Source organism: Stenotrophomonas sp. 22LJNL06-5-1, from assembly GCF_056861455.1.
The window spans coordinates 108339-126125 of record NZ_JBSPUE010000004.1; the positions used below are offsets into that span (position 1 = coordinate 108339).

Genomic DNA, 17787 nt, shown 5'->3' on the forward strand with positions numbered 1-17787 from the left:
CCTCACGCCCGGTGCGGGGTTCCCAGGTATTCCGCGCTCTGCATCTCGATCAGGCGCGAGGCGGTACGCTCGAACGCGCCCTGCAGGCGCTGGCCGGTGTACAGCTCCACCGGCGAGGTGCTGGCGGTGCAGACCAGGTTGACGTGGCGGTCGTACAGCTCGTCGATCAGGTTGACGAAGCGGCGCGCGGCATCTTCGTTCAAACGGTCGAAGGCGGGGATGCCGCCCAGCAGCACCGTGTTGAACTCGTGTGCGATCTCGATGTAATCCGAGGGGCCGCGCGGGCCCTCGCACAACGCGGCGAAATCGAACCAGGCGATGCTCTTGCCGCGGCCACGGACCGGGATCTTGCGGCCCTCGATCTCGATGTTGCCGGTCTTGGCCGGCTGGCCGCCGCTCAGTTCGTTCCAGCGCGTGGCCAGCCAGTCGTCGCTGTCGGCGGCCAGCGGCGCGCGGTACACCGGCGAGCGGGTCAGCGCGCGCATGCGGTAGTCCTCGGTACCTTCGGCGTACAGCTCCACGCAGAAGCGCTGCAGCAGGCCGATGGCCGGCATGAAGCTCTCGCGCTGCAGGCCGTTGAGATACAGGTTCTCCACCGCGGTGTTGGAGGTGGTGACCAGGGTCACGCCTTCGGCAAACAGGCGCTCCAGCAGCCGCGCCAGCAGCATCGCGTCGCCGATGTCGGTGACGAAGAACTCGTCCAGCACCAGCACGCGCAGGTTGCTGCGCCATTCCTGGGCGATCTTCGCCAGCGGGTCGCTCTGGCCCTGGTGCTCGCGCAGGCGCTCGTGGACGCTGCGCATGAAGCGGTGGAAATGGGTGCGGTACTTCTGCTTGATCGGCAGCCCGTCGTAGAACAGGTCGACCAGGAAGGTCTTGCCGCGGCCGACGCCGCCCCAGAAGTACAGGCCCTTGACCGGCTCGGGCTTCTTCCAGAACGAGGACAGGCGGTCCAGCCAACCGTCCTCGGCACTATCCAGCAGGCCCAGGTGGATGCGGTCCAGCTCGGCCAGCGCCGCATGCTGGGCCGGGTCGTTCTGCCAGTCGCCACGGGCAACCCCTTCCGCGTACCGCTGCGACGGGGTCAGCTCGGTTGCACTCATGCCGCCGCGCCCAGCCAGTGCTTGACACCGTGGGTCAACGCGCCACGCAGGTCGATCAGCTTGCGGTGGAAGAAATGGCTGGTCTCGGGCATGCGCACCAGCTCATGCGGGAAATCCAGCGTGTCCAGCCACTGGTAGACGGCCTGCGGGTCGACGATCTCGTCCTGCTCGCCCTGGATCACCAGCCAGCGGGCCGGCGGTGCAATGCCATCGAAATCCCAGCGACCGGCCGGCGGCGCGATCGAGATCAGCGCTTCCGGCTGCAGTTCGCCGGCGGCCTTCAGCGACACGAACGAACCGAAGCTGAAACCGGCCAGCCACAGGCGGTCATCCGGACGCTGGCTGCGCACCCAGGCCGCGACGGCCTTCAGGTCATCCTGCTCGCCCACGCCGTGGTCGAACTCACCAGCCGAACCACCCACGCTGCGGAAGTTGAAGCGCACCGTGGCGATGCCCAGCTCGCGCAGGGTGGTGGCGGTCATGGTGACCACCTTGTTGTGCAGGGTGCCACCCTCGGTGGACAGCGGATGGCAGACGATGGCCACGATCGGCTGCACCGGCACATCGGCCTTGGGCAGGTCGACGACCACTTCCAGCGGGCCGGCCGGACCGTCCAGTTCGAGGCAGGCGGTTTCGCCGGGGGCGACGGGGAACGAAGGCTTGTGCATGGCACCATGATACCGTCCCCTGCCCCTGCCCTGTGCCCGCCCCATGCTCTACCTGTCTTTGGCCGTGATCTGCAGCGTGCTGGTTTCGGTGTTGTTGAAGGTGGCCGGACGCCGCCAACTGGATGTTGCGCAGATGGTCACCTGGAACTATCTGGTGGCCGCAACGCTCACCGCCGTGGTACTGCAGCCGCCGCTGGACGCACTGCGCGCGCCGCATGCGCCGTGGCTGTCATTGCTGGCGCTGGCGGTGGTGCTGCCGTCGATCTTCCTGGTGCTGGGCCGCGCGGTGGCGGTGGCCGGCATCGTGCGCAGCGACGTGGCGCAGCGGCTGTCGTTGTTGCTTTCCTTGGCCGCCGCCTTCCTGTTCTTCGGCCAGACTGCCACGCCGTGGAAATTGGCTGGGCTCGGCCTGGGCCTGCTGGCGATGGTGGCCATCAGCCTGCGCCCGCGCGGACCGGCGGTGGCGTCCTCACCGGGTGGCTGGGGCTGGTTGCTGGGCGTGTGGGCCGGGTTCGCGGTGGTGGACGTGCTGCTCAAGCAGGTGGCGCTTTCCGGTACGCCGTCGATGGCGGCGGTGCTGGCCAGCTTCAGCGTGGCCTTCGTGCTGATGCTGGCGCTGCAGCTGTGGCGGCACTTCAGTGGCCGCAGCCAGCTGGCCTGGCGCAACCTCGGCGCGGGTGCACTGCTGGGCCTGCTCAATGGCGGCAACATTCTTTTCTATGTGCATGCGCATCAGTCGATGCCGGAGAGCCCGGCCACCGTGTTCGCCGGCATGAACATCGGCGTGGTGGTGCTGGGCGCCCTGGTGGGCGTGTTCGCCTTCGGCGAGGCCACCACGAAGTGGAACCGCGCCGGCCTGGCGCTGGCGGTGCTGGCGATCGGATTGATCGCCTGGGGTTGAGCGTTGGTTGCGGCGGGCCATTTCCGCGCCCGCGGTGGGATGTCACTTTTCTTTTCGCGCGAAAAGAAAAGTAACCAAAAGAAACGCTCCGCCAGCCGCGAGCCGGTGCTGTGCACCGGTACCCTGCGCTTCTCGATGAACCAGGGGACGGCGCCGAACTCGCTGCGCTCAGACATCGGCGCCTCTTCGCCCCTGATTCACCTGCGATGCTCGGCTCGCTTGAAGACGGACTGGTAGATCAAAAGCAACGGCAGCATCCGTGCCGATCAAGGTCCCTCCCAGAGCAGATCCCCGCCGAACCTTATCTGTCGAAGCCCAGCAGCAGCGGGTCGTGGTCGGAGCTGCGCCAGGGGCCCTGCACGTTGCGGCCCTGGTAGCCGCTGGCGTCCTGCTCGTCGGCATTGCTGTGCCATTCGGCGGCACCGCGCAGGCGCTTGGCCATGCCCGGGTTCAGCAGCGCGTGGTCGAGGCGGCCGGTGTAGCCGTTGTAAACGTAGCTGTAGGGATGCTCGACCTTGGCGACCTTGAATGCGTCCTGCCAGCCCAGGTCATGCAGGGTGCGGATCGGGTCTTCCATCGCGTAGGCATTGAAATCACCCAGCAGCACCGCGTCCTTGGCACCGGTTCCGGTCGGGTCGGCCTGCAGCCAGGCGTGCAGTTGCTGCGCCGAGGTCACGCGGGTGGCGTTCCAGCAGCCCTGGTTGTCGTTGCGGTCGGCGTCGGCACCGCTCGCATCGCGGCAGCCCTTCGACTTGAAGTGGTTGGCCACCACCACGAACGGCGCGCCCTGCTTGCCCTGGAAGGCCTGTGCCAACGGCACGCGGCTGTGCTCGACGAACGGGCCGCCGGTCAGCGTGGCCGGCACGCCCACCGGCTGCAGGCGTGAGCTGCGGTAGATGATGCCGACCCGGATCGGGTTGTCGCCGGGGCCGTTGCCGGCATCGACGAAGCGCCAGTCGCCCTGCGCGCCACGGTCGCGGTTGAGCGCATCGACCAGTTCGGCAATGGCCGACTGCGGGCCGTAGCCGTCGTTCTCCAGTTCCATCAGCGCGGCGACGTCGGCGCCCAGCGCGTTGACCGTGGTGACCAGCTTGGCCACCTGCGCCTTGTGCTCGTCCAGCGTGCGCGCGCCGCGCAGGGTCGGGAAGCCACCGCCCTGGCCGTCACCATTGAAGAAGTTCTCCAGGTTGAAGGCCGCCACGTGCAGGCTGCCCGGCACCGTCGGCACCGCCGGACGCTTCAGCTCCGGCAGCTTCAGCGCGCCTTCGACCTGCAGCCGCGGACGGCCCTGTGCGTCCACGCGCACGATGCCCTCCACATTGCGCAGCTGCATGCCGGTACGCAGCACCGGGTTGGCCGGCAGGTAGGCCACGCTGGCCGGGTCGCGGGCATCGCTGCCGTCGTCCAGCAGCAGGCGGCGGCGCTGATTGTCAGCCATCACCTGCTCGTAGCCGGCAGTACCCGGCGCGGCCACTTCGGTCGGCTGCCAGAGGCGGCCATCGAAGGCCACGGTGAGCTGGCCGAAGCGCTCCAGGCCGTCGGTACCGGCCAGGGTCAGCGGTGCGGCGATGCGCACGCGCTGGCCATCCAGCACACGCCAGTCGGCCGGCGCAGCGGTCAGCACCACGGTGGCGCTGCTGCGCGCGGCGGCGGGCGCCGCGACCGGTGCGGCCTGCGGCTGGGCCTGGGCAAAGGCGCCGGCCGGCAGCAGCAGGGACAGGGCAAGGGCGAGGGAACGGCGGCGCATCGACGGGCGACTCCATGGAAGAGGCGCACAGACTAACCCTGAAATGCGAAACCCCGCCTGCGCAGCGGGGGCATATGAGCGATCAGGCCTCGGTGGGCAAAGCCGGGTCGTGCCGGCCGCTGGCCGGCAACCTCATGACCTTCGTGCGACGCGTGGTTGCCGGCCAGCGGCCGGCACGACCGTCTATTTCAGGTTGCCCAGCATCCAGTCCACGGTGGCGTGGATCTGTTCCTCGGTCAGCGCCGGGTTGCCGCCCTTGGGTGGCATGATGCCGCCATCCGGGCCGGTGTAGCCCTCGATGGCGTGCTTGTAGAGGGTGTCCTTGCCCTGTGCGATGCGCTTGTCCCAGTGCGAATGGTCCAGCGTCGGCGCCATGCCCACACCGGTGGTGTGGCAGGCGGTGCACAGGTTGTCGAAGATGACCTTGCCGTCCTTGGTGCCACCGTAGGCCACCTGCGACGCGGCCTTGGCCAGCGCGGCAGCCTTGGCCGCTGCCTGCGCGGCGGCGCCGGTGCTGCCGGCATAGACCGCGCCGGTGGGCGAAATGCGCTGTTCGGTGCGCTTGGCCGCAGTCGGCGACACCTCGGGTGGAATCCGGGTGTGGATGTAGGCGGCAAGGAGGATGAGGCCGAGGGTGATGGTCGCCAGCAGCGCGATCACCATGGAGAAGCGTTTCAGGAACTCCAGATCGTAATTCCGCACTCTTCGTTACCCCTGGCTGATAGTCGTTGGACCACGGCTGAGCGACTGCGTGATGGACCGAGTATAGAACGCGCTTTGCGTGCGACAACAGGCGTCACTGCTGGTGCGGCGCAACATGCCGGGAGCTGGGGTCAGATCCCTTTTGCGCCGCAAAAGGGATCTGACCCCGGCAACAGAAGCCGGCCAGCGGCCGGCTCTACCAAATTACCGGGCGCCGATCGCGCGCAGGCAGAAGCTGCAGATCGCATCCACCAGCGCGTCTTCGTCGCGGTGTGCTTCGCGGCTGGGCGCGGTGGGGCCGACCATCGCCTCGGTGAAGGCGCCAACCAGGCAGGCGGCGGCCACATGCGCGTCCTGCGCCGGCAACTCACCGGCCGCCACACCCTCCTCCACCAGCCGCAGGAACACGTCGCCGAAGGCGCGACGTCCGCGCATGCGCTCGGCTTCCACGTCCGGATCGACCGGTTCGACGATGAAGGCATGCGCCAGCCCCGGCCCGGCCAGGGCGCGGCGGACGAAGGCGGTGATCGCCAACCGCAGGCGCTCGCTGGCCACCTCCGGGCCACTGGCGATGCGCTCCATGATCGCGACCTCGTGGGCCACGGCGGCGTTGAGCACCTCCACGAACAGCTCGGCCTTGGACGGGAAGTGCCGGTAGATCAGGCCGGTGGACACCCCCGCCTGGGTCGCCACGGCGGTCACCGGGGCATTGCGCCAGCCGCCGGTGGCGACCAGCTCACGGGTGGCCAGCAGGATCCGTTCACGGGCCCCGGCCAGGCGTTCTTCCATCAGTGCAGAGCGTTTGTAGGCCATGTTTTGATTCTAGTTTCAATTTTTGAATTTGTATTCACTTCTTGCCCGAACCCCGCTACGCTGGAGTCCAATCGCCCGTGCGGGCAGCGGTCCTGCAGACCGCCGCCCGCTCCCCCGCCGGGTGCGTCCATTTCCTGCCATCCCGCCGTGGAGCCACCACAATGCACGTGCCATCCCTGAACTTCGACCTTGGCGAAGACATCGACCTGCTGCGCCAGAGCGTGGCCCATTTTGCCGCCGCCGAGGTCGCACCGCTGGCCGCCGAGGCCGATGCCACCAATCAGTTCCCGCTGGCCCTGTGGCCGAAGCTGGGCGAACAGGGCCTGCTCGGCCTCACCGTGGAAGAAGAATACGGCGGCACCGGCATGGGCTACCTGGCCCACGTGGTGGCGATGGAAGAAATCTCGCGCGCTTCCGGTGGCATCGGCCTGTCCTATGGCGCGCACTCCAACCTGTGCGTGAACCAGCTGCGCAAGAACGGCAACGAAGAACAGAAGCAGCGCTTCCTGCCCGGCCTGTGCAATGGCAGCCTGGTCGGCGCCCTGGCGATGAGCGAACCGGGTGCCGGTTCGGACGTGGTGTCGATGAAGCTGCGCGCCGACAAGCGCGGCGACCGCTACGTGCTCAACGGCAACAAGATGTGGATCACCAACGGCCCGGACGCCGACGTGCTGGTGGTCTACGCCAAGACCGACATGGAAGCGGGTGTCAAGGGCATCACCGCGTTCCTGGTCGAGAAGGGCATGAAGGGCTTCTCCACCGCGCAGAAGCTGGACAAGCTGGGCATGCGTTCCTCGCCCACCTGCGAGCTGGTGTTCCAGGACTGCGAAGTGCCCGAAGAGAACGTGCTGGGCCAGATCGGTGGCGGCGTGCGCGTGCTGATGTCCGGCCTGGACTACGAGCGCGTGGTGCTGTCCGGTGGCCCGCTGGGCCTGATGGCCGCGGCCATGGACGTGGTGATGCCCTACGTGCACGAACGCCACCAGTTCGGTGAAGCGATCGGCAGCTTCCAGCTGATCCAGGGCAAGATCGCCGACATGTACGTGGGCCTGGGTGCCTGCCGTGCGTATGTCTATGCCGTGGCGCGCGCCTGCGACCAGGGCCGCACCACCCGCCAGGACGCCGCCGGTGCCATCCTGTATGCCGCCGAGAAGGCCACCTGGCTGACCGGCCAGGCGATCCAGATCCTCGGCGGCAACGGCTACATCAACGAATACCCGACCGGCCGTTTGTGGCGCGACGCCAAGCTGTATGAAATCGGCGCCGGCACTTCGGAGATCCGCCGCATGCTGATCGGCCGCGAACTGTTCCAGCGCACCCTGTAAGGCCACCGCGATGACCGTCCTGAACAGCCAGCTGCAACCGGGCAGCGAAACGTTTGAAAGCAACCGCGCGGCCATGCAGGCCGTGGTCGACGACCTGCATGCCACCCTGGCGCGCACCGCGCTGGGTGGCAGCGAAGCCGCACGCGCCAAGCACACCGCACGCGGCAAGCTGCTGGTGCGTGACCGCATCGACGCCCTGCTCGACCCCGGCAGCGCCTTCCTGGAAATCGCGCCGCTGGCCGCGCACGGCATGTACGAAGACGCCGTGCCTGCTGCGGGCGTGGTGGCCGGCATCGGCCGGGTGAGCGGCGTGGAATGCGTGATCGTGGCCAACGATGCCACGGTCAAGGGCGGCACCTACTACCCGATGACGGTGAAGAAGCACCTGCGCGCGCAGGAGATCGCCGAGCAGAACCACCTGCCGTGCATCTACCTGGTCGATTCCGGTGGCGCGTTCCTGCCGCTGCAGGACGAAGTCTTCCCCGACCGCGATCATTTCGGCCGCATCTTCTACAACCAGGCCAACCTGTCGGCGCAGGGCATGCCGCAGATCGCCTGCGTGATGGGCAGCTGCACCGCCGGTGGCGCCTATGTGCCGGCGATGAGCGACGAGACCGTGATCGTGCGCGAGCAGGGCACGATCTTCCTCGGCGGCCCGCCGCTGGTGAAGGCGGCCACCGGTGAAGTGGTGACCGCCGAGGAACTGGGCGGCGCCGACGTGCACACGCGCATTTCCGGCGTGGCCGACCACATGGCCGACAACGACCTGCAGGCATTGGCGCGGGTGCGCGCGATCATCGCGCAGCTGAACTGGCGCAAGCCGGAACCGGCGATGGCGGTGCAGGCCAGCGAAGAACCGCTGCTGCCGGCACACGAACTGTACGGCGTGATCCCGGCCGATACGCGCAAGCCCTACGACGTGCGCGAAGTGATCGCGCGGCTGGTGGACGGTTCGCGTTTCGATGAGTTCAAGCCGCGCTACGGCGCAACGCTGGTGACCGGCTTTGCCCATCTGAACGGCTACCCGATCGGCATCATCGCCAACAACGGCATCCTGTTCTCCGAGTCGGCACTGAAGGGCGCGCACTTCATCGAGCTGTGCACCCAGCGCAACATCCCGCTGGTGTTCCTGCAGAACATCACCGGCTTCATGGTCGGCCGCAAGTACGAACAGGGCGGCATCGCCAAGGACGGCGCCAAGCTGGTGATGGCGGTGGCCTGCGCCAAGGTACCCAAGTTCACCGTGGTCATCGGCGGTTCGTTCGGCGCCGGCAACTACGGCATGTGCGGTCGTGCGTACTCGCCGAACTTCCTGTGGATGTGGCCGAACGCGCGCATCGGCGTGATGGGCGGCGAGCAGGCCGCCAGCGTGCTGGCCACGGTCAAGCGCGATGGCATCGAAGCCAAGGGCGGCCAGTGGCCGGCGGCGGCGGAAGACGCGTTCAAGGCACCGATCCGCGATCAGTTCGAGCAGCAGGGCCACCCGTACTACGCCAGCGCGCGCCTGTGGGATGACGGCGTGATCGATCCGGCTGACACCCGCCGGGTGCTGGCCCTGGCGCTGTCGGCCAGCCTCAACGCCGCCCCGCAGCAGACGCGCTTCGGCGTGTTCCGCATGTAACCCGTGCCATGACCGAGCCTGTTGCCATGTTCACCAAAGTCCTGATCGCCAACCGCGGCGAGATCGCCTGCCGCGTCATCGCCACCTGCCGCCGCCTCGGCATCGCCACCGTGGCGGTGTATTCCGATGCCGACCGCAACGCACGCCACGTGCGCCTGGCCGACGAAGCCATCCACATTGGTCCGGCCGCTGCACGTGAGAGCTACCTGCGCGGCGATGCCCTGCTCGACGCCGCACGCCTGACCGGCGCGCAGGCGATCCACCCCGGTTACGGCTTCTTGTCCGAGAACGCCGACTTCGCCGATGCCTGCGCCGCCGCCGGCGTCACCTTCATCGGGCCGCCGGCCAGCGCCATCCGCGCGATGGGCGACAAGAGCGCGGCCAAGGCGCTGATGGCCAAGGCCGGTGTACCCCTGACGCCGGGCTACCACGGCGACCAGCAGGCGCCGGACTTCCTGCGCACGCAGGCCGACGCCATCGGCTACCCGGTACTGATCAAGGCCAGCGCCGGTGGCGGTGGCAAGGGCATGCGCAAGGTCGAGCGCAGCGAGGACTTCGTCGATGCGCTGGCCAGCTGCCAGCGCGAGGCGGCCTCGGCATTCGGCAACGACCACGTGCTGGTCGAGAAGTACGTCGAGCGCCCGCGCCATATCGAGATCCAGGTGTTCGGCGACAGCCACGGTGAGGCGGTCTACCTGTTCGAGCGCGACTGCTCAGTGCAGCGCCGCCACCAGAAGGTGCTGGAAGAAGCGCCGGCACCGGGCATGAGTCCCGAACGTCGCGCAGCGATGGGCAAGGCGGCAGTCGATGCCGCGCGTGCGGTGGGCTACGTCGGTGCCGGCACGGTGGAGTTCATCGCCGGCCCGGACGGCGATTTCTACTTCATGGAAATGAACACCCGTCTGCAGGTCGAGCACCCGGTGACCGAGTACATCACCGGCACCGACCTGGTGGAATGGCAGCTGCGCGTGGCCTCGGGTCAGCCGCTGCCGCTGCGCCAGGACCAGCTGGCCATCCATGGCCACGCCATCGAGGCGCGGCTGTACGCCGAGGATGCCGACCGCGGCTTCCTGCCGTCCACCGGCACCCTGCGCCGCCTGCGCCTGCCCACGCCGTCGGCCCATGTGCGCGTGGATACCGGCGTGGAGGAAGGCGACAGCATCACCCCGTACTACGATCCGATGATTGCCAAGCTGATCGTCTGGGACGTGGATCGCGACGCTGCGCTGCGCCGCATGAGCCAGGCCCTGGCCGACTGCCAGGTGGTGGGCGTGACCACCAATGCCGGCTTCCTGCGCCGCCTGGTGAACACCGATTCGTTCGCGCACGCCAAGCTGGATACCGCGCTGATCGAACGCGAACAGGCGGCATTGAGTGCAGTGGGTGACACGGATGATGCCCTGTGGCAGCTGGCCGCCGTGGCCGCAGTTGCAGGCACTGCCGGTGCCAGCACCGACGCGCGCGACCCGCATTCGCCGTGGCAGGCGCAGGACGGCTGGCGCCTCGGCGCGTCTGCGCCGCGCGTGCTGCCGCTGCAGCAGGGCGAACGCAAGCACACGCTGAAGGTATGGGCGCAGGCCGATGGCTGGCGCGTGCAGCGCGATGACGCCGCGCCGGTGCAGGTAATCGGCACGGCCGATGCGCAGCGCCTGACGGTGCAGCTGGGCGAGCGCCGCTGCTCACTGCAGCTGCTGCGCGAAGGCGACCAGCTGTATCTGTTCGGCGCCGATGGCCAGCATCGCTTCACCCTGCACGATCCGGTGGGCGAATCGGACCACGCCGTGGCCGATGCCGGCAGCCTGCTGGCGCCGATGCCGGGCAAGATCGTCGCGACACTGGTCGCGGCTGGTACCGAGGTCAAGCGCGGCACGCCGCTGGTGGTGCTGGAAGCGATGAAGATGGAGCACACGCTGCAGGCACCGGCGGACGGCACGGTGAAGGGTTACCGCGCCAAGGCCGGCGACCAGGTGGGTGACGGTGCGGTGCTGGTGGACTTCGAGGCGGCGTGAACGCCGCGGCGGCGACCGCTCAGCGGTCGTCGCCCACCACCACCCGGCCAGCGGGATCGAATTCGGCCGTGTCCAGCGTGGCACTGCGCCAGCCCAGGCCGCAGATGGCCATCGCGCTCTGTCCGATGCCGTCGAAACCGAAGGCACGATCGACATCGGCATCGTTGATGGCTGCGGTGACGAATGCCGCCATGCCACGCTCGGTCGCGCACAGGTACAGCAGCTGCGAGATGTGGCCGACATCCAGCGTCACCGCACGATACGCCTTGGCGTGGTTGCGGTATTTCCAGAAGCAGCGGTCGTACCGCGGTGCCAGCACCAGCAGCGCCGGTGCATCGGCGAACCACTCCTGACCAGACAGCATCCGCCGTGCCAGCGCGGGCAATGCATCAGGCGGCGGCGAGGGCAACGGCAGTACCGCGTGCTGCACGGGGTGGTAGTGGTACAGCCCTGGTACCAGCCCTTCCACGTTCTGTACCAGCAGGAAACCTTCGGTGGGATGCAGGCCGCCTCCGGAGGGCACGTTCTTCTTCAGGAACTCGGTATCACGCTCGACCTTCTGCACCGCGTGGGCCATCAGCGTGCGCTGCAGCACCTGGGCCAGCAGCGGCAATGGCAGTGCACGCTGCGGGTCGAAATTGCGGCAGGTGGTGCGGCGCGCCAGCAGCGCGTCGAACGCGGCCTCTTCGCTGCGCGGCAACGGCTGGTAGTCGCCCTGCAGGGCCTGCACCACCGGTGGCGGCGGCCCCAGCCGCTGGCGCAGGCCGGCAGCGGTATCCAGACCCTGGCGACGCATGTCCTCCACGCTGTCCACCGCCTGCCAGCGCGCATGGCGATGGGCCAGTGCGGCCAACGGCCACCACTGACTGCGTCGCAATGCCTCATCACGCATCTGGTGCCCGACCTCATCCGGCGGGTCGGTCAGCACCAGCCCCTGCTCGACCAGGCGCGCCAGCATCGCCGGAGAGGTGCCGGCCGGCGGTTCGCTCCAGCGGTGCGCGCTGAGCTCGCCCAGCAGCTGGCGCTCCTCGGCGTCCACCGGCAGCGGCTGGTCCAGATGGGCGGCCAGGGCCACCCAGCTGATCTGGCTGTCCATCTCGGCCTGGCCGGCCAGCATCGCGCGCAGGTCCAGGGTGACCGACTCGCGGGGCTCGAACATCAGGCTGGCGCAGCGGCGCAGGCGCATGGGTTTCCTTCCTTCTGCCGCACAACCGGCATAGCAGCAACGACCGCGAAGCGGCCAACTTTAGCGACGTGCACGCCACCGCCCTCAATGGCAGGCTGTCGCGGCCGATACGAGAAACTCAACCTACGGACGATCCCCATGAGCACCCATCCCCGCCTTTCCGCCGCAGACGCCAGCACCCTGCTGGACCACCTCATCGGCAACGACGACTTCCGCAACCACTTCACTACATCGCCGGGCAAGGCCCTGGCCTCGATCGGCCTGGACGGTGCCGTTGGCGAGAACGACTGCATGAAGATCGGCACCCTGGCCTCGGTTGAGGAGCTGCGCCGCACCCGCGATTCGCTGCATGCATACCTGAGTGCCTCGACCGCCTCGATGACGGTGGTGTTCTGCTTCGAAGCCGACCGGATCGACGAGCGCGTCAACGCCTGAGTCCGCATCAGCGCGGCACCTGCACCGACGTCGCCTCCGTGGCGATGTCGTGCACATTCAGGGGCTGCCAGATCTGCATGGACGCCACCTCGGCAATGGCCTGACCGTGGTGCCGGGCCAGCCAGGCCTGCTCGCGGCGCACGCCCGCAGTGTCCTGCTCGGCACGCAGTGCCTGCAGCAGCACAACATGGGCCTGCACCGGTTCGCTGCCATCAAAGGTGGGCTCGAGCAGATGGCGTGCCGCTTGCGGACGCTGCTGCGCCAGTTCGGCCATCGCCAGCACAACCCGGCGCCACTTGCCCACCACGGGGCTGCGCTGCCGCTCCAGCAGTTCGCCGTGGTCGCGCAGCCACTCTGCGGCCAGCGCATGCTGGCCCTGGCGCTGGGCCAGATAGGTCAGGGCCAGCAGCTGCAGACTGCGGCTACCCACGGCGGAGTCGTCGTTCTTCCGCAGCAGCGGTCGCAGCACAGCGGCGATGGATTCAAGCTCCTTCGCATCGCCGGCTGTGCACAACGTGGTCACGGTGGCGTGTTGCAGCCGTTGATGGATCTGGTAGTCGATCAGATCCGGTGCCGGGCCATCCGCAGCGATCGCGGCGTGCAGGCTGCTGCAATCACGCTGCTCCGCAGCCACCAGCAGGTTTGCCCGCAAGCGCATGCGCTGTTGCAGGTCATCTCCCCGCGGCAACCGCATCAACAGCTGCTGTGCCCGTGCGTCCAGGCCCTGTGCAACCAGCACGTCCACATCCAGGTCGTCGGCCTCGTCATTGCCGCGCAGCATCTGTGCCTGGTGCAAGGTGCGCATTGCCTGCTGCGGCTGGCCGAGGCCCAACTGTGCCCGCGCCAGATGGATCATCGGATACAGCCGCAACGGGTCCTGAGGCACCGTCGCGGCGCGTGCGTAGGGCTCGGCCTCGGTAAAGCGATTGTCCTGCAGCAGCCCCCAGGAGGTATTGGACAGCCCCGCAAACGAATCCGGATAGATCTTGGCCAGTGCACGCCACTGTTCCAGCGGCCACCCACCAGGCTCCAGTTCGGCCTGCCAGCCCTTCAGGTACAGGCGCTCACGCGCGGGCAGGCGCTGCTGCTGGGCCAGTGCGTGCTCCAGCGCGTCACGCGCGTCCGCGACCTGCGCGGTGCGGGCCAGCAGTTTGGCCACGCCCATGTAGGCCAGGGCGAAACCGGGATCGATATCGATCGCTGCCTGGTAGAGGTTGCGTGCTTCTTCGAAGCGACGTTGGCCCAGTGCGCTTTCGGCCAGGGCAAACGCACGCAGTGCGCGCAGGTCCTGGGTCGATGCCCGCGGCAGCGGCAACGACTGTTCCAGGCTCGCCACCGATTCGCCCAGACCACGTCGCAGGCGCCCGACCACGTCGTCCACCGCGAACACCATCTGATCGGATCGCTCCGCGTTGGCGGTGAACGTCTGGATCACCTGGCCGCTGCCCGGCGCTGCGACGTCGATGGCGAGCTCGTAGCCACCGATCTTCTGCCGCACCGTCGGCAGCAGCACTGCTCGCGCACCTTCACGTACAGCAACATCGACGGCAGTATCCCGGTTGAGCCGGGTATCGCCCGAGAGCCTCGCCATTTCCAGGCTTTCGCGGATCTTGCCCTCGGACAGCACGTTCACGTAGCGCGACTGCTCCAGCGCGATCCGGATCGCGTGCCGCATCGAGTCGTCGAAGATCGGATCACCGGTGAGATTGTCGACATCCCCCAGCACTACCCAATCGCGCTCGGCAAACGCAATCGCCGGTTCCGGGCGCAGCAGCAGCCAGCCGCCCAGCACCGCCACCGTCAGTACCAGACCTTCAGCGGCCAGCACCAACGGCTGCCGCCACAGCGGCAGGTCGCGGCGCGCCTTGGCATTGGCGCGTGGCATGCGCAGCGGTGCGGAGCCGATCTCGCCTACTTCGATCACTTCCTGCACCACCGGCACGCCTTTGAAGCGCCAGCGTCCGTGGGACTTCCACAGCAGGCGAGTACCGCGCTCGCCCAACGCATCGGTGGCGCGGCGGGTCAGTGATTCGGCGACGGCCGACAACAGGATCTGGCCTGGCCGCGCCAGCATCATCAGGCGCGCCGCCATCGGCTTGGCCAGCCCTTCCACTTCCATCGACTTGGCGCCGGCGCGCACCGCTTCGGGACTGTTGTCCCAGGTCAGTACGTCCCCCACATGCAGGCCGGCACGCGCGCGCAGTTCAATCGAACGCTGCTGGCCCAGCGTGTGCAGTTCACATTGGTAGTCCAACGCGAAACCGAGCGCATCGATGGCGCGCTCGAACAGCATGAACAGGCCGTCGGAGCGATCGATCAACTGGCCATTCCAGCGGTGCTGCAACACCAGCACCAGACGGTCGTGTTCCTGGAACAGGCTCGCGGCCGCCACGTCGCCAATTCGTTCGACCAGCTGCAGCGAATCGCACAGATCGGTGAACAACAGGGCGCGTAGCTGGGGGCTATGCGGGGCTGACGTTCCGTTGTCGCCATTCATCGCCTGCATCTCCCTATGTGCCGTCCGGAGCATCCACCCAGCGCAGGCAGTTGCCACCATCGCGCTTGGCCTGGTACAGCGCACGATCTGCAGAGGCGTACCACTCGCTCCAGCCAGCCTCCGGCGCCAGCAGGCTGGCACCGATGCTGACCAGGCTGACGTGCGGCGTGCCATGGCTGCGTTCGAGCAGGCCATGCACCGCGCTGAGGATGAACTCGGCCGCGTGCTGCACGATCTCATGGTTGCCACGGCGCAGGATCAGGCAGAACTCATCGCCGCCGAGGCGGCAGGCCAGGTCCTGCTCACCGGCCATCGAGCGCAGGATGTTGCCCATGCTCTGCAGCACACGGTCGCCGGCCTGGTGGCCATGACGATCATTGATCTGCTTGAAGCGGTCGCAGTCGATCAGCAGCAGGGCCTGCGGCAACCCGTCACCATCGGCGCGGCACTCCTGCAGGTACAGGGTCAGGCCACGTCGGTTGTGCAGCCCGGTCAGTTCATCGGTACGCACCAGCTCACGGGTGTGGGTCAGCTGATGGGTGGTGATGTACAGATTGTCCAGCGCGGTTTCCAGATCATGGTTGCGCCGGCGCAGCTGGCTGATCAGGGCCTGTTCGTTGGTCAGCACGCGCATGATCGTACGGCGCAGGAAGTAGGCGACCAGGCCGGGATCGGATTCCACCAGGCGATGGAAGTCGGCCGGGCCCAGCTCCAGTACTTCACAATCGGCCAGCGCGCGTGCACTGGCGCTGCGCAGGTGATCGCCAACCAGCAGGCCAAGCTCACCGAAGAACTCATGCTGGCCGAGCGTCTTGATCACCAGGTCCTCGCCGAAGTCCAGTTCGATCTGGCCCTGGAGGATCACATACATCCGTTCGCCGCGATGGCCACGCTGGAACAACCACTGTCCGGCATGAAGCTTGCATGGACGGGCAAATCTGGCGAACAATGCAACTTCGGCAGCGGACAGCAGCGCGTGCACGATCTCGGCCATCGCCACCCGGGCGATACCTGTCGTCACATCACTGTTCTCGGCCGCACCCCTGCCGGTCATTCCCTGCACCCGCCGCCAGCGTCCCCTGGTGAGCCGCGGAGCATAGCACCGCTTTAAAGTGTGCGCCCTATCTCATTTTGAGCCTTCTGCCGATCTTGATTGATGTGAAGATCGGTGGTGGCCCGTTCTGGTCACGGGTGTCCGGGCAAAACCCCTGCTGGATCAATCCGATGCCGGGTTTCACAGGGTTTCGGCCAAGTTGGCGGGACCCGGGGTGCGCCTGATTGACGCTGGCTGCGCGCTGCACCCTTGCATCGATACAACAACGCCGGCAGGTCCCCCGACCGGCCGGCGTTGTCTGGCCCTTCCCTGGCCACCCTGATCGTATTGCGAGACTTCGGTAGAGCCGGCCGCTGGCCGGCTTCCCCGTGGTGCCCGAAGGATCACCTGGGTGCCGGCCAGCGGCCGGCACTACCGCATCACGCAGCGCGTTCGCTGCGCCCGCCGTGGAACTGTTCTTCCTCGGTCGAGCCGGTCAGCGCGGTGGTCGACGACTGGCCCTGCTGGATCGCCTGGGTCACCGCGTCGAAGTAACCGGTACCGACCTCACGCTGGTGCTTGACGGCGGTGAAGCCGCGCTCGGCCGCTTCGAACTCGGCTTCCTGCAGTTCCACGAACGCGCTCATCTGGCGGCGTGCGTAGCCGTGGGCCAGATTGAACATGCCGTAGTTCAGCGCGTGGAAACCGGCCAGGGTGATGAACTGGAACTTGTAGCCGTAGCTGCCCAGTTCGCGCTGGAACTTGGCGATGGTGGCGTCGTCCAGGTTCTTCTTCCAGTTGAAGCTGGGCGAGCAGTTGTAGGCCAGCAGCTTGCCCGGGAACTTGGCATGGATCGCTTCGGCGAACTTGCGTGCGAACTCCAGGTCCGGCTTGCCGGTCTCGCACCACACCAGGTCGGCATACGGTGCATAGGCCAGGCCACGGCTGATCGCCTGGTCCAGGCCATTGCGCGTCTTGTAGAAGCCCTCGACGGTGCGCTCGCCGGTGGCGAACGGCTTGTCGTTGCCGTCGATGTCGCTGGTCAGCAGATCGGCGGCTTCGGCATCGGTACGCGCCACCAGCAGGGTCGGCACGCCCAGCACGTCGGCGGCCAGGCGCGCAGCGTTGAGCTTCTCGATCGCCTCGCGGGTCGGCACCAGCACCTTGCCGCCCATGTGGCCGCACTTCTTCACCGACGCCAGCTGGTCTTCGAAATGCACGCCGGCGGCGCCGGCCTCGATCATCGCCTTCATGAGTTCGAAGGCGTTGAGCACGCCGCCGAAACCGGCTTCTGCATCGGCCACGATCGGCTGCAGGAAGTCGATGTCGTCCTTGCCTTCGGCATGGTGCAGCTGGTCGGCACGCAGCAGCGTGTTGTTGATGCGCTTGACCACTGCCGGCACCGAATCGGCCGGGTACAGCGACTGGTCCGGATACATCTGGCCGGCCAGGTTGGCGTCGGCCGCCACCTGCCAACCGGACAGGTAGATCGCCTTCAGGCCGGCCTTGACCTGCTGCATGGCCTGGTTGCCGGTCAGTGCACCCAGCGCGTTGACGAACTCGCGCTCATGCAGCGACGCCCACAGCTTCTCTGCGCCCAGCCGGGCCAGCGAATGCTCGATGTGGACGGTGCCGCGCAGGCGCACCACGTCGGCGGCGCTGTAGTTGCGCTGGATGCCTTCCCAACGCGGGTTGGTATCCCAGTCGTGCTGGATCTGTTCGGCAGTGGGCAGCTTGCTCATGTCTT

Annotated in this window: 14 protein-coding genes; 5 read left to right on the forward strand and 9 right to left on the reverse strand. The window is 67.6% G+C overall.

Annotation, left to right across the window (positions count from 1 at the left end):
* Positions 1–2: 2 nt before the first annotated feature.
* Positions 3–1103, reverse strand: a complete 1101-nt coding sequence (zapE, locus tag AC13GF_RS10745) for a cell division protein ZapE (RefSeq protein ID WP_483004595.1) — start codon at positions 1101–1103, stop codon at positions 3–5.
* Positions 1100–1771: an alpha/beta hydrolase gene (locus AC13GF_RS10750; protein WP_154348338.1), complete on the reverse strand. Its 672-nt coding sequence runs from the start codon at positions 1769–1771 to the stop codon at positions 1100–1102. The genes zapE and AC13GF_RS10750 overlap by 4 nt, the downstream gene beginning before the upstream one ends.
* A gap of 43 nt (positions 1772–1814) precedes the next feature.
* Between AC13GF_RS10750 and AC13GF_RS10755 the strand changes: the two genes are divergently transcribed.
* Positions 1815–2672 carry an EamA family transporter gene (locus tag AC13GF_RS10755; protein WP_094001644.1) on the forward strand — a complete coding sequence of 286 codons (858 nt, stop codon included), beginning with the start codon at positions 1815–1817 and terminating at the stop codon, positions 2670–2672.
* A 301-nt stretch (positions 2673–2973) separates the two neighbouring features.
* Here the strand turns inward: AC13GF_RS10755 and AC13GF_RS10760 are convergent, their stop codons facing one another.
* From AC13GF_RS10760 to AC13GF_RS10770, 3 genes are all read right to left on the reverse strand, one after another.
* Entirely contained in the window at positions 2974–4419 is a 1446-nt protein-coding gene (locus AC13GF_RS10760; protein WP_483004596.1) for an ExeM/NucH family extracellular endonuclease, read from the reverse strand.
* A 183-nt stretch (positions 4420–4602) separates the two neighbouring features.
* Positions 4603–5121 carry a c-type cytochrome gene (locus AC13GF_RS10765; protein WP_005407662.1) on the reverse strand — a complete coding sequence of 173 codons (519 nt, stop codon included), beginning with the start codon at positions 5119–5121 and terminating at the stop codon, positions 4603–4605.
* 204 nt (positions 5122–5325) lie between these two features.
* Complete coding sequence (locus tag AC13GF_RS10770; protein ID WP_005407661.1) at positions 5326–5934, reverse strand: TetR/AcrR family transcriptional regulator; 609 nt, start codon at positions 5932–5934, stop codon at positions 5326–5328.
* Between the two features lie 161 nt (positions 5935–6095).
* Here AC13GF_RS10770 and AC13GF_RS10775 point away from each other — a divergent pair, with 161 nt between their 5' ends.
* Genes AC13GF_RS10775 through AC13GF_RS10785 form a run of 3 tightly spaced genes read left to right on the forward strand, consistent with a single transcriptional unit; the run spans position 6096 to position 10889 of the window.
* Positions 6096–7259 carry an isovaleryl-CoA dehydrogenase gene (locus tag AC13GF_RS10775; protein ID WP_483004597.1) on the forward strand — a complete coding sequence of 388 codons (1164 nt, stop codon included), beginning with the start codon at positions 6096–6098 and terminating at the stop codon, positions 7257–7259.
* Between the two features lie 10 nt (positions 7260–7269).
* The gene (locus AC13GF_RS10780) at positions 7270–8880 is read left to right on the forward strand and encodes a carboxyl transferase domain-containing protein (protein ID WP_483004598.1); all 1611 of its coding nucleotides are present in this window, start codon (positions 7270–7272) and stop codon (positions 8878–8880) included.
* A gap of 8 nt (positions 8881–8888) precedes the next feature.
* A complete protein-coding gene (locus tag AC13GF_RS10785) occupies positions 8889–10889 on the forward strand; it encodes an acetyl/propionyl/methylcrotonyl-CoA carboxylase subunit alpha (RefSeq protein ID WP_483004599.1) in 2001 nt (666 codons plus the stop codon).
* A 19-nt stretch (positions 10890–10908) separates the two neighbouring features.
* Here AC13GF_RS10785 and AC13GF_RS10790 read toward each other — a convergent pair whose 3' ends face one another.
* Positions 10909–12075 carry a putative peptide maturation dehydrogenase gene (locus AC13GF_RS10790; protein ID WP_483004600.1) on the reverse strand — a complete coding sequence of 389 codons (1167 nt, stop codon included), beginning with the start codon at positions 12073–12075 and terminating at the stop codon, positions 10909–10911.
* 138 nt (positions 12076–12213) lie between these two features.
* On the opposite strand from AC13GF_RS10790, the gene AC13GF_RS10795 reads away from it, so the two are divergent.
* Entirely contained in the window at positions 12214–12510 is a 297-nt protein-coding gene (locus AC13GF_RS10795) for an NHLP-related RiPP peptide (RefSeq protein ID WP_483004601.1), read from the forward strand.
* 7 nt (positions 12511–12517) lie between these two features.
* On the opposite strand, the gene AC13GF_RS10800 is transcribed toward AC13GF_RS10795, so the two are convergent.
* The 3 genes from AC13GF_RS10800 to aceA all read right to left on the reverse strand — a co-directional run bounded on the left by AC13GF_RS10800 (position 12518) and on the right by aceA (position 17782).
* Complete coding sequence (locus AC13GF_RS10800; protein WP_483004602.1) at positions 12518–15016, reverse strand: putative peptide modification system cyclase; 2499 nt, start codon at positions 15014–15016, stop codon at positions 12518–12520.
* Positions 15017–15020: 4 nt separating this feature from the next.
* The gene (locus tag AC13GF_RS10805; protein ID WP_483004603.1) at positions 15021–16061 is read right to left on the reverse strand and encodes a GGDEF domain-containing protein; all 1041 of its coding nucleotides are present in this window, start codon (positions 16059–16061) and stop codon (positions 15021–15023) included.
* 419 nt (positions 16062–16480) lie between these two features.
* The gene (gene aceA, locus AC13GF_RS10810; RefSeq protein WP_004153647.1) at positions 16481–17782 is read right to left on the reverse strand and encodes an isocitrate lyase; all 1302 of its coding nucleotides are present in this window, start codon (positions 17780–17782) and stop codon (positions 16481–16483) included.
* Between the last annotated feature and the right edge of the window lie 5 nt (positions 17783–17787).